12 protein-coding genes, 1 tRNA gene, 1 pseudogene and 1 riboswitch are annotated in these 12076 nt (G+C 38.4%); of the genes and pseudogenes, 4 read left to right on the top strand and 10 right to left on the bottom strand.

All coding sequences use genetic code 11. From position 1 onward, the window contains the following. The 4 genes and pseudogenes from MHB69_RS05780 to MHB69_RS05765 all read right to left on the bottom strand — a co-directional run. A pseudogene (locus MHB69_RS05780) lies at positions 1-624 on the bottom strand (RNase A-like domain-containing protein); the annotation flags it as partial. A 296-nt stretch (positions 625-920) separates the two neighbouring features. Then, entirely contained in the window at positions 921-2033 is a 1113-nt protein-coding gene (locus tag MHB69_RS05775; RefSeq protein ID WP_268480540.1) for a Rap family tetratricopeptide repeat protein, read from the bottom strand. 188 nt (positions 2034-2221) lie between these two features. Further along, entirely contained in the window at positions 2222-2881 is a 660-nt protein-coding gene (catA, locus tag MHB69_RS05770; protein ID WP_065214246.1) for a type A chloramphenicol O-acetyltransferase, read from the bottom strand. 419 nt (positions 2882-3300) lie between these two features. Next, positions 3301-3684 (bottom strand): RidA family protein, encoded by a 384-nt coding sequence (locus MHB69_RS05765; protein ID WP_061109701.1) that lies wholly within the window; start codon positions 3682-3684, stop codon positions 3301-3303. Between the two features lie 105 nt (positions 3685-3789). On the opposite strand from MHB69_RS05765, the gene MHB69_RS05760 reads away from it, so the two are divergent. Continuing rightward, on the top strand, positions 3790-4128 hold the full coding sequence (locus tag MHB69_RS05760) for a helix-turn-helix domain-containing protein (protein WP_025093428.1): 339 nt from the start codon (positions 3790-3792) through the stop codon (positions 4126-4128). 400 nt (positions 4129-4528) lie between these two features. On the opposite strand, the gene MHB69_RS05755 is transcribed toward MHB69_RS05760, so the two are convergent. From MHB69_RS05755 to MHB69_RS05735, 5 genes are all read right to left on the bottom strand, one after another. After that, entirely contained in the window at positions 4529-5635 is a 1107-nt protein-coding gene (locus MHB69_RS05755; RefSeq protein ID WP_268480538.1) for a Rap family tetratricopeptide repeat protein, read from the bottom strand. Between the two features lie 191 nt (positions 5636-5826). Continuing rightward, positions 5827-6663, bottom strand: a complete 837-nt coding sequence (locus tag MHB69_RS05750; RefSeq protein WP_268480536.1) for an SMI1/KNR4 family protein — start codon at positions 6661-6663, stop codon at positions 5827-5829. Positions 6664-6979: 316 nt separating this feature from the next. Further along, positions 6980-7052: transfer RNA gene (locus tag MHB69_RS05745), tRNA-Val, on the bottom strand. A 128-nt stretch (positions 7053-7180) separates the two neighbouring features. Continuing rightward, positions 7181-8359, bottom strand: coding sequence for a cystathionine beta-lyase (gene metC, locus MHB69_RS05740; RefSeq protein WP_041117167.1), 1179 nt, complete (start codon positions 8357-8359; stop codon positions 7181-7183). After that, positions 8356-9474, bottom strand: a complete 1119-nt coding sequence (locus tag MHB69_RS05735) for a methionine biosynthesis PLP-dependent protein (protein ID WP_041117165.1) — start codon at positions 9472-9474, stop codon at positions 8356-8358. Before MHB69_RS05735 ends, metC begins: the two co-directional genes overlap by 4 nt. Positions 9475-9552: 78 nt before the next feature. Then, a riboswitch (SAM riboswitch) is annotated at positions 9553-9674 on the bottom strand. Between the two features lie 221 nt (positions 9675-9895). On the opposite strand from MHB69_RS05735, the gene MHB69_RS05730 reads away from it, so the two are divergent. From MHB69_RS05730 to MHB69_RS05720, 3 genes are read left to right on the top strand one after another with little or no spacing between them, the layout of a single operon-like run. Further along, entirely contained in the window at positions 9896-10636 is a 741-nt protein-coding gene (locus MHB69_RS05730) for an esterase family protein (RefSeq protein ID WP_214755263.1), read from the top strand. Positions 10637-10688: 52 nt separating this feature from the next. After that, positions 10689-11204, top strand: a complete 516-nt coding sequence (locus tag MHB69_RS05725; RefSeq protein ID WP_024426454.1) for a YjcG family protein — start codon at positions 10689-10691, stop codon at positions 11202-11204. A gap of 6 nt (positions 11205-11210) precedes the next feature. Further along, positions 11211-11645 (top strand): GNAT family N-acetyltransferase, encoded by a 435-nt coding sequence (locus MHB69_RS05720; protein ID WP_034282019.1) that lies wholly within the window; start codon positions 11211-11213, stop codon positions 11643-11645. An 82-nt stretch (positions 11646-11727) separates the two neighbouring features. On the opposite strand, the gene MHB69_RS05715 is transcribed toward MHB69_RS05720, so the two are convergent. Beyond that, entirely contained in the window at positions 11728-11985 is a 258-nt protein-coding gene (locus MHB69_RS05715; RefSeq protein ID WP_024425007.1) for a hypothetical protein, read from the bottom strand. Between the last annotated feature and the right edge of the window lie 91 nt (positions 11986-12076).

Genomic DNA, 12076 nt, shown 5'->3' with positions numbered 1-12076 from the left:
CTATTTAACAGGGTATCCTGTTAAAATAAAACCGCCATTCTCATCTTTTTTCAGTATAATTTTTGCATTTGTAACATTCTCAACTACTTCTGAATTTCTCGAAACACTTCTTCCAATTACCTCTCCATCACCCTTATATTTTAATGGTAATGTAGGTCTACTGTTGGGGTCGGATAACCACTTTTGTATTTTATCAACACTCTTCGGATCACCCAAAACTGAATCAGCAACTCTTTCTGCAGTCATTCTATCGTTAAAAGTAGAAGAACCCGTGATTTTAGGATTACTTTTCAGCCTTTCTAATAGTTCTTCATCTGTTTTCCCAACATGTCTCTCTATTAAGTGTCCACCTCTAGATTCATGTATAGCTAATCCATTACCTGGAGATAAAGAATTTTTCTCATCTTTCTTAATCCCCATTTTTCCATGAAACCCTTTCGCCCCAAACGGCAAAAGCTTTCCAAGCGCCGCGTTCATACTTGCTTCTTGCTGTTCTTTTGAGATCTTGTTTCCAAACATGTCTCGGCCTGTGATCGCTTCGCTGAAGCCGTTGGTGGCGGTGAGGCCGTATAAACCTTTTTGGGATGTCTTTAGGGCGTCAAAGGATTTTTGTGATGTCTTGTAGAATTTCTGAAAAAGACTGATTTAATAAGGTTCTATAATGTGCAAGTGCATTTCTGATAAAAAACTGAAAGGGTTCGTCCCCAATCTGTCCCCATTTTAAAAAAACAGACCCTCAAGGTCTGTTTAGTTTTGCCTATGAGTTTTCAAATGTTGAATTTGGATCGATCATCGTCGTGTTTCGATCGGTTTTTTGAGGAAATACGGTGGTATTTCGATCAGTTGATTCTTGTGAGTAATTAAAAGAACCTAGGCAAGCAGCACCTACCAATAAAGTGGCGCTAATCAATATCTTCATTTTAATATTCATATAAACACTCCCCTTTTTGGATTTCGGTTTGAGCTTCTATGGCAGTTCTATAATAATCTGCTACCCTCTCCGAATCATTCCTTTTTTCATAAAGATTTGCAAGGCTTAAAGCAAACTCTTCAATATAAGGATACAACTTCTTTTCCTCTAACCCTTTAAACATTTTTCGTATATTTTCAATACCTTCATCTACATAAATTGTCTTTAATGAATTGAGCAATGTTTTATAAAACAGATTGTTTTCTGCTGTTGCACTTTTTATTCCTTTAGCGATATATTCAAGTGCTTCTTGTGTTTTATCACTTTTAAACAAAGTCCAACTTAAACTAAAAAATAATCTTGGTTTAATATCTTCATTGTTTTCAGTCATCTTATCCAACCCTTTTTTATAGAAGGAAGCAGCTTTAATATAATCCTGTTGCCTGTCATACGTATTTCCAAGATTCAAATAAGTTTTAGCGATTAATCTTTGATCATTTATTTCTTCAGCAAGATCTAGTGCTTTATGTAAGTGGGGGAGCGACTTCTCATATCGTTTAAAATCATCATAATTTCCTGCGATCACAAATAGACTTTGAATTTTTCTCACCTTATAAAGATCATAACGATCATAAATCTCTAGGGCTTTTATAATATGGTGCATAGAAACATGGGTTTGTTTCATAATGTAATATGCTTCAGCAACTTTAAAATGGAATTCTGCTTGTTCAATTTCATCTACAACAAGCGCCAGCTGCCTCTCAGCAATCTTATAATATTGAATGGCTTGTACATACTCTTTCTTACTGAATTCATGCATACCTCTAAAAAAGGCATTATAGTATTGCAACATTCCAGACAGTTGATGGTTAGAATTCTCTATTTTATCGACTAGCGCGGAAATTGATTGATCGAATGAAGGTTTTATATAATCGAGCATAAGCTGATGTCGAAAACACATCAATTGATAGTAAATGAGCAGGTCTTGGTCCTCTTCCATTCGCTCAATTTCTCGTTCTACCTCAGCTTTCAAAATCTCTGCATCGGGTACACTGAATTGCCGTATCATTTTATACCATTCATTTATTTTCACACCAACATGTGAAGAAAGAACTTTCTCCATCCCTTATTCCCCTTCCACTAATTTCCCTTATATTACATTTATTATCACATGTATGAGTTTACAAGGCACCGAAAAGAAACCGCAAAAAGAACAATTGAGTAACCGCGATTTTACACATTTCTTCTAACAACAGAAAAAGCAGACTCTGCAAAGTCTGCCTTTTTCTAAATGACTACACCTTTTGAAAATTAAGTATACAATGAATCGCTTAACCACTCTTCACAATGTTCTATAAGCCACCTCAAATATTCCACATATTGACCGACGTGATAGCCATCACAAACAGCATGATGTACTTGAATCGCAACGGGTAGGATGATTTTTTCTCCTTTCATCTTAAATTGACCTAACGTAAATATCGGCAGTAAATAAGTTTCATCTGTAGATACATTAAGGTTAAAAGAAGTAAAATCAATCCACGGCAGACTTGAAATATTGAACATGTTTTCTGGCATATTAGGTTTCGGAAAGAGTTTGTTACTTTCACTATAAGTTTCAATGTCCGCTACACAGCTTTTATAAAACCGAGCAAAGTTTTCGTCATAAGGCGTCCAAATACTTGAAAATGTCTTTGCTGCTTTATTTAGAATCGTATAACTAGGATGGAGAAGATCCCAGTGACCAAGTTCATCGTTCACTAGATCCATCCGAAACTCCGGTATTTTTTGCACAGCCCTTGCTAACAAATAAATTTGCACAGGATATACTTTTAGCTTTTTTTCTTTTAATATTGAATGCAATTTCGTGATGTCTAGATCGATCACCAGGCTATATGAGCATCGGGTTACCTTCATATAATGATGAAAGTGCTCTTTTCTCGGATAATTTTCGTCTATTTGTTTAAACATTTTTATCTCCTCCTGAATGTGATTTCATGTATTCAGGAGGAGACTTTATCTGTTTTCACCACCTCAATCATCCTTTCAAGAGATATGTGTTTCTGTCCATTCAAAGTCTACCATGAGTTTTACCTACGATAAGGCCTTCAGCAACTCTTCGTAAGTCATCTTTCCTAACGTGAACTTTTCTAGTGCTATATATGTTTTCTCCGCTGAGGTATTCATTCTATTATGACATTCATTCACTAACTCATGTTCATTTGGTAATGGCTCATGTATATGTTCTTTTTTTCGAAATGCTTCATAGTATCTTATACCAAATATTCTCTGGGACATCGCATTGATGTGAATTCCGTCCGGGTTAGGTTTAAGACCTTTCGCAGTAACATAATAACAATTTTCATGATGATGTGCATACGATAACATATTTAATCAGTGTGTGCGATAGCCTTGACTTCAATCAATTGCTCTGGGAAAGCCAGATATGTCACACCAATGAGACTGCCAGCTGGTCTGTGTTGACCTAAGTATTCCTTGAATAGATCTATGACCGTTTCGGAGTGTTCTTGTGGATTTGTTAGAAAAATTTCAACATATGCAATGTTGGATTTCGTAGCTCCCAATTCCACCAATACCCGATCAAGGTTCTCAAATGTTTGCAGAGTCTGAGCTTCAATATTCTCCTTACCAACGAACATACCATTTTTATCGTATGAAAATTGACCTGAAATGTAGATTGTTCCTTTAACGCTATATCCTTGGGTAATACCGTGATCCCATAGATTGTGATTGTAGGTTTTAATATTAGTCATCGTTTTCTCTCCTTTATTTCAAAGTAAAGTAAGTATAAAATGAATATAGAGAGAAAAAAAGTACGCACTATTTAGATAGTTACTACCAGAAAGGATAGTGTCAATATGAGTATGGCCGATTATAGAAAAACGGGTAATATCCAAGAGACACCTTTTGGATATACTTTATCAGTTATAGGAGGCAAATGGAAAATGCTAATTCTGTATCTCCTTTCGGAAAATCAACCCGTTCGCTTTAATGATATGAAAAGGAGACTTGGAACGATTACCTTTAAAACATTGAGTGCACAACTTAAAGATTTAGAGGCAGATGGGATGATTATACGAAAGGAATATCCACAAGTCCCCCCCAAAGTGGAATACAGTCTTACAAATAAGGCAGAAACACTTTTACCAATTTTAGAACAGTTATGTGATTGGGGAGAGAAAAATCGAAGTAATTAAATTCTTTTTGTATACATAATTCAAAGTATTGACTATGAAGATACAAAAGAAAAGCAGCTTTTGATAAAGCAATGGAGCGTATAGGGAACTTCTAATCTTAATGAAAAAGATAGTAATGATTAGGCCCCATCCGTCCCCATAAAAACAGACCTTGCAGGGTCTGTTTTTATTTTGTCTATACGTTTTGAAGTTGTGTTTTGATCAATTGAAACAGCAATGAAAATAGCAGATAATATTCAAATAAAAAAAGCCCCCAAAAAGGGCTTTTTTATTAATAGACTTCATGCTTAACCAAAGTAGCCGTTTTCTGCGGTTTGAAAATCATTTGAGGAATTTATATGTACAGTGGTTGTGATCCCCATTAATAAGGTAAGGCTTAATATCATAACTTTCAGGTGCTTCATTCAGCTTCCTCCTCCATCCATGTCAATTTTTTGGCCTGTGATTCCAAACCTTCATCAAAGTATTTTGATGCCAGTTTGTAATTATCCTGCTTTTTATAAAATCTTGCTGCCATAATTGACAATTCTGCGGCATCTGTCCAAAGTTTTTGCTTTTTCAGTACATCAAGAGCTGCGTCGAGCTGAATTTCATCATCTGTTACATATATTGAATGTATGATATTTAACTTAGCAATATACGCATTGTCAGCTAATTCATTCGCTAACATGAGTGACTCATTGTGTGCATCCAGCCCTTCAGCTTTTTTATCTAACTGGAAGAGTACACGCGCTAACATGTAATTTGTTCTCATATACAGTGGTTTGTGTGGCTTTTTTAATTCAACTGAAAAGACATTTTGTAAACATTCTAAAGCTTGCTGAAGCTTTCCTTGACGCTCATAACATATCCCAAGATTGAAATACCCTAGCGCTTGTGGAAAATCAATTTTAGATTCTGCTGCTAAATTGATAGCATCCTTATAGGTGGATTCAGCTTGTACAAATTGGTTTAAATCCATCTTATTTGATGCGATTACCATTAGAGTAGTAGCAACCCGACTCTCTTGTAAATCTGCTGATTTAAAGCTTTCTAAAGCTTTTTTGGCGTGGTTAATGGAGAAATGATTTTGTGCGATTTCGTAGTATGCAATCGAAAGCTGATAATTAAATTCAGCACGTTCTAAATCGTCAGGAACGTTTCGAAGTCGGGTCTCTGCAATATGATAATAGTTGATAGCGTCTGAAAAGCGCTTTTTATAAAACTCATACATGCCATTGAAGAAGAAATAATAATACTGAATCATGTCATCCGTTTTCTGCTTCTCTTCAATGTCTATTTGCTTCAATATATCTTTTGATCCCTCAAACTCCTGCGCCAACATTTTGTATCTGGAATCAATCAAGTTAAAGTATAATAAGACATTTTGATCTTCTTCCATATTTTCAAAGGCTATTACGATCTCTTTTCTCTTATTTTCAGCCTTTAGAATGTCCTGTTTCTTTATATATCCGTACCAATCACCGATCATTTTAGCAACAAATGGGCTTGCTACTTTTTCTCCCAAACAAACCTCCCCCTATCCATTCCTTTATTTTCCCTATAATTACATATATTATCATCCGTTTGAATATTCCACACCGAAAAGAAACCGCAAAAAAGAGAGACGAATTCGCCTCTCTGGTATGCCTTTTATTATTTGATGATACTCCAAATAAATCTTCCACTAGTATGGCCTGTTTTTTGTGCCCAAGCTTACTAAAGGAAACTTGTTTTCATAGCAATATGTTCTCCGAGATTTACTATAAGTGGATCTTTATTTTTTTCTAAAAATTTAGCAATTTGATTTAGATTTCCATTAATTTTATCGTTGATTGGCATATTGGGATTCAATAAGAGAACGTTGTTAATCGCAGAAGCTACTTCATAAAGATCATCTTCATCTCTTGTTTTTTCAATGTGATATTGCATCTTTTTAAAAAAACATTCAATTTCGTTCAAATCAACCATCGGGTAGTATTGAATTTTATAAAGATTCTCTTCATCAAGGACGTCCAATTCAAATATGGCTTCAAGTTCTTCTTTACTTAAATGAACTTCAGAAAGTTCATATTCACCCTCTGCTGCTTCCTCATCGGCAGTGTACTCAGCTGTATAAAGCCCCTCAATGAATTCATCAAAAGAATCTGCTAACTTAAAGTCTTCTTCCATCTCAACATCAAAATAATGAATTGAAGGATTCTCTTTCGTTTTTCGATAATCCATCGCTACCCAAGTATGGCCATCCCCGTTAATCAAAACAAGCCCTTCTGGCAGCTCCCACTCTTTTATCAAATAGGCACTATCCATAATCCCTTCATCTTCAGCAATTCCCAGCAGGTGATTAAATTGAATGTGATCCTCAGCCCATGAATTAGAGTGACTGGTTGGAAAAGCATTATGAACTGTATAACCACCATTCTGTTCTAATATGAGCTTTTTATATGTATCTGGTAAAGTGACTCCTAGTTTCTTTTCAGCCTTAGCTACTTCTTCTGCGGTGATCTTTTTTAACGTATAGTAACCTTCCTCGTCTATTTCCCAAAAAGATTTCAAAGTTTATTTCCTCCTAGTGTCATTTAATAAAACACCTTTCACGAACTTATATTCTATTAAATTGTTTTTGGTGGTGATTGTATGTTTTATCTTGAGAGAAAGATTTATCGTATGAGTCGCTTTCGTTAGAATCCAACAATCGATGACCTGAAAAGAAAAACAGGTAAAGGCGAGAAGATCGTTAGGCAATCAGTCAAAACCTCCTGCCAACTGAAAAACAATCTGGCGGATAAAGTTCGTCCCCAAACAAAAGAAACAGAACAAACATTCGTTGTCAGAAAAACAAAAAACCCTTGCTATGCAAGGGTTTCAACGATGATTCCGACTGGGCTCGAACCAGCGACCTCTACCCTGTCAAGGTAGCGCTCTCCCAGCTGAGCTACGGAATCGTGTTATGTATCAGTTCTGGGCTTTCTGTTACTGACAGTCTCTATTATATAACCATAACAATAAGGCGTCAATGGTTTTGTTCAAAAAAGCCAAAAAGCCGGTATCGGCACCGGCTTTTCACTGACTTTTATGACTGATTCACAAGAACTGGCTTTAGTTGATCGAGTGCTTGTTTGAAGTCGCGTTTGAGGTCTTCTCCGTTTTCAACTCCGACACTTAAACGAAGCAGCCCATCTGTAATCCCTCTTTTTTCTCTTTCTTCTTTTGGCATAGCCGCATGTGACATTTTGGCTGGATATGACAGAATCGATTCAACGGCGCCGAGGCTGACGGCGAATACAGGTAATGTGACAGCATCCACCAATTCTTTGACAGCCGCTTGGTTTTCTAGTTCAAATGAGAGAACGGCTCCTGCTCCGCTTGCTTGCTTTCGCTGAATATCTGCACCCGGATGGTCATCTAAGCCTGGGTAGTATACTTTTTTCACCGCAGGATGTTCTTTGAGGAATGTAGCGAGTTCATATGCCGTTTGGCTTGCTTTTTCTAATCTGACCTGAAGGGTTTTTAATCCTCTTAGCACGAGCCAGCAATCCTGCACGCCAAGGACTGCACCGAAGGAGTTTTGCAGTGAATAGAGTTCCTCTCCCAGCTTCTTATCTTTCACCACGGCTAAGCCTGACAGCACATCACTGTGGCCGCTTAAAAATTTCGTTGCGCTGTGCAGGACAACGTCAACACCAAGGTCCAGCGGACGCTGAAGCGCAGGTGTTAAAAACGTATTATCTAAGAAAGTCAGACAGCCATGCTCTTTCGCAAGCTGGACGACACCTTCAATATCTGTAATCCCTAGTGTTGGATTTGACGGTGTTTCCATGTAAATGACCTTTGTATTTGATTGAATGCCTCTTTTGACTTCATTCAAATCCGTCATGTCCACGAAGGTATGCTCAATTCCAAATCTTGAAAGAACTTGAGTGATCATTCGGAAAGTCCCGCCGTACACATCTCTTGTGACAAGGACATGATCTCCCTTTGATAATAGAAGAAAAGCGGTTGAAATAGCAGCCATGCCTGATGCAAAGGCAAGCCCTCTCGTTCCTCCTTCCAGCGCTGCAATCGTATCCTCTAATGCTTGACGTGTCGGAGTTCCCGATCTGGAGTAGTCATATTGGCCAAATTCATCGAAGCTGCTTTGATGAAATGTGGATGCATGCTGAATCGGTACACTGACTGCACCTGTTGAACGGTCTGTTTTAAACGCATTATGAACGAGTTGTGTTTCGAGTGTCCAATCGTGTGTGGTCATTTGGCGTGTACCTCCTCTTTTACTTGTGATAGTGCCTGTTTTAGGTCTGATTTCAGATCATCTACATGCTCTATGCCAACAGAGAAACGGAGCAGCTTGTTACATACACCGTTTGCAATGCGAATCTCTTCTGGAATATCCATATGCGTTTGTGTTGCAGGATACGTAATGAAGCTTTCGACTCCGCCAAGGCTTTCAGCAAAACAAATCGTTTTCAGCTGTTTCAAAAATGGATTGACCCAATCCTCTTTAGCTACCCGGAATGACAGCATGCCTCCCTTTCCTGGATAAAGCACATCTTGAATTTCTGGCTGTTTCTTTAAAAACCCAGCCAGCTCCTTCGCATTTTCCTCGTGCTGGCGCATTCTAAGAGCAAGTGTTTTCATTCCTCTCATTAAAAGCCATGAGTCAAATGGTGATAGAACCGCTCCAATCGCGTTTTGATGCTGGAACATGTCTTCAGACAACTGCTCTCCTTTTGTGACGACAAGCCCGGCAAGAACGTCATTATGTCCGCCTAAATATTTGGTTGCGCTATGAATGACAATGTCCGCTCCAAGCGTAATCGGCTTTTGCAAGACTGGTGTGTAAAAGGTGTTATCGACAATCACCAAAGCGCCATGCTCTTTTGCAATCTTCGCTATTTTTTGAATATCTGCTTCCTGCATCAGTGGATTTGTCGGTGTTTCAATAAAGACCGCTTTTGTGTTTGGCGTGATTTTAGAGCGTAAACAGTCTTCATCTGAAAAATCATCATAAAGAAAACGCAGGCCGTACTTTTTCCATTCGTTTTCAAACAAACGGTATGTACCGCCATATAGGTCTGAAGAGACGATGAGTTCATCTCCGCTTTCAAATAGAGCCATGATCGTTTGGATTGCCGCCATTCCCGAACTGAAGGCAAAACCGGCCGTCCCTTCTTCGAGTGAAGCAATTGCATCCTCTACGAGCTGTCTTGTTGGATTTTTCGTTCGAATGTAATCAAATCCTGTAGATTCCCCTATGCCTCTATGTCTGTATGCTGTCGAAAGATAAACGGGAGGACTGACAGTGCCAGTCACCTCTTCGCTACGGTTTCCAATCTGCGCTAATTTCGTTTCCACATGTTCTGTCATTTGACACCATCCTAAGTAAAAATCTGATTTCAAAACAGAAAACCCCTTCTTCATAAGAAGAAGGGGTTTAATCGCTTCCTCTTATCTTCCAAGCAAAAAAGCTGCTTGCTGGATTTAGCACCTTGGTACATCACATGAAGTGATGCATACCGGTTGCTGAGGTTTCAAAGGGCCAGTCCCTCCACCTCTCACGATAAGAATGTGTTGTCTGTCTGTTCTAATTCTTAATACTGTAACCCATTAAATCTCATTTTTCAAGGGGAAATGTCATGATTAATTAAAATTTTCTGTATTTTATAACAGAATCGATGTTATACGGTTTGATTGCATGTTAGCATATAGGAACAACGCTGTTTTTCGTGTTACAATGAATGGAAACGTTTCACTTTATGATGAATTTGGTTAGCTGGAGGAATGGATTATGGTGAAGAAAACAGGAATCATTCAAGAAGAAACCATACAGTCAAAAGAACTTGGGGCGGACATGACCATTTTGATCTATTTGCCAGTCAATTACTCCCCCCTTTATACATATCATGTCATCATTGCCCAGGATGGTCATGATTATTTCCGCCTAGGTAAAATAGGCAGACAGGCAGAAGAATTGATGCAAAACAAAGAAATGGAACGCTCGATTATCATTGGTGTTCCTTATGAAAATGTCACGGAAAGACGGAACACGTATCATCCAGACGGCACAAAGTTTGAAGCGTATAAACGCTTTTTAGCAAATGAACTGGTTCCTTATATTGATCAACACTTTCCAACCTATCAAATTGGATCAGGACGTACGTTTATTGGTGATTCACTTGGTGCGACGATTTCTCTCATGACAGCCATTGATTATCCTTCTTTATTTGGCGGGCTGATTTTGCAGTCCCCTTACGTTGACGAGTCGGTTCTAGAAGCCGTCAAACAGTCGACAGCCCTTTCTCATTATGCCATTATCCATCAAATTGGGCTTGAGGAAACGGCTGTGAAAACAACAGATGGCCAGGTGCTTGATTTTGTTCAGCCGAACGAAGATTTAAAGGCCCTTCTTGAACAATCTGGTGCGGATTATTTATTTGAGACATTCGAAGGGGATCATAAATGGACGTTTTGGCAGCCGCTCATTGCGCCTTCGTTAAAAAGAATGCTCCCATATTCGTTAATCAACTGAATTTTGTTATAATAAACAATAATAAATACTTTCTTATTCAGGAGGGAACATGATGAAATACGGAGTTGTTATATTTCCATCAAAAAAATTGCAAGATATTGCGAACTCTTACCGGAAGCGTTATGATCCGAACTATGCACTCATACCGCCTCATTTAACATTAAGAACACCTTTTGAATTAACGGATCTAGAAGCGGCTGAGGTCGTCTCAACGTTAAGAGATTATGCAAAAAATGCTTCTCCTATTACGTTACGTATTAAAAAATTCAGTTCATTCGCTCCTGTAAACAACGTCATTTATATGAAAGTAGAACCGAACGAGGACATCATGGCGCTCAATGAAAGATTGTACGCAGATCCACTTGCCGGCACACCTGAATATGCCTTTGTTCCGCATGTGACAGTCGCTCAAAAACTATCCGATGATGAGCATTCAGACGTACTTGGCACATTAAAGCTGAGAAAGATTGACCATGAAGAAACAGTGGATCGCTTCCACCTTTTATATCAATTAGAGAACGGATCTTGGACCGTCTATGAAACATTTATTTTAGGAGAAGAGGGTTAAAGACATTTGAAAACAGTCATCGCAACAGAACAAACACAACGAGAAGATGCATATTATGTTCGAAAAGAAGTATTCGTAAAAGAACAAGAAGTTCCAGTAGAGATCGAAATAGATGAACTAGAGGACAAAGCCACCCATTTTGTCATTTACAATGATGACAAAAAGCCTCAGGCGGCCGCTAGACTGCGGATCATTGAGGGATCAAAGGCAAAGCTTGAACGCATTTGTGTGTTAAAAGAGGCGCGCTCCTTCGGCCTTGGCCACAAACTATTAGAGGCGCTAGAAACAGAAGCGATTGCAAATGGAGCAAAAGAAGCGGTTATGCATGCCCAAATCCAAGCTCTTCCTTTCTACGAAAAGAAAGGCTACAAAGCGGTTTCTGAACCGTTTGAAGAAGCAGGAATCAAACATGTCAAAATGACAAAAACACTGTCTGTTTGACCAAAAGAAAAGCCAGAGCATTCAAGATGCCCTGGCTTTTTCTTTTTCATTATCGTTCGCCAATGGAAGAAAGCGCAATCATTTATATATACGTATTGATATGAATGCCCTTGCCTTCCTCCATAAACATATCTCGTACAAAGCGTTCCCGCTTTTTTTGCTGTACTTTCGTTTCCGCTTCTGTCACTAAGTCCTCTTTTTTCTCCAGCTCTCTGTAAATCTTGTCATGAAAGGTGCGGGTAACCTTTGTTACTTTCGCGTAGTCTTCTTTATCCTGAGGAGCTGGACGATTGATATACTGAAAATACAGATCCGGCTGAATCGGGGCTATATATCCCATCAAGAACGCCTCCTTTGCTTCTCTCTTACTCTACTATTCCCTAATTATGACTGTTTGAAACACGCCTCATTTGATATGATTAGATGTGTTT

The sequence above is a fragment of the Bacillus sp. FSL K6-0994 genome, assembly GCF_038630815.1.
Classification (GTDB): domain Bacteria; phylum Bacillota; class Bacilli; order Bacillales; family Bacillaceae; genus Bacillus; species Bacillus safensis.
Note: the sequence above shows the minus strand (reverse complement) of the source record. Positions and strands in the feature narration are given on the sequence as shown.

What these genes read in the sequence shown, in the direction of transcription:
- catA (WP_065214246.1), bottom strand. Translation starts at nt 2,881, where the DNA reads ATGTTTAAACAAATAGACGAAAATTATCCGAGAAAAGAGCACTTTCAT.
- MHB69_RS05730 (WP_214755263.1), top strand. Translation starts at nt 9,896, where the DNA reads ATGGTGAAGAAAACAGGAATCATTCAAGAAGAAACCATACAGTCAAAA.
- metC (WP_041117167.1), bottom strand. Translation starts at nt 8,359, where the DNA reads ATGACCACACACGATTGGACACTCGAAACACAACTCGTTCATAATGCG.
- MHB69_RS05775 (WP_268480540.1), bottom strand. Translation starts at nt 2,033, where the DNA reads ATGGAGAAAGTTCTTTCTTCACATGTTGGTGTGAAAATAAATGAATGG.
- MHB69_RS05765 (WP_061109701.1), bottom strand. Translation starts at nt 3,684, where the DNA reads ATGACTAATATTAAAACCTACAATCACAATCTATGGGATCACGGTATT.
- MHB69_RS05760 (WP_025093428.1), top strand. Translation starts at nt 3,790, where the DNA reads ATGAGTATGGCCGATTATAGAAAAACGGGTAATATCCAAGAGACACCT.
- MHB69_RS05725 (WP_024426454.1), top strand. Translation starts at nt 10,689, where the DNA reads ATGAAATACGGAGTTGTTATATTTCCATCAAAAAAATTGCAAGATATT.
- MHB69_RS05735 (WP_041117165.1), bottom strand. Translation starts at nt 9,474, where the DNA reads ATGACAGAACATGTGGAAACGAAATTAGCGCAGATTGGAAACCGTAGC.
- MHB69_RS05715 (WP_024425007.1), bottom strand. Translation starts at nt 11,985, where the DNA reads ATGGGATATATAGCCCCGATTCAGCCGGATCTGTATTTTCAGTATATC.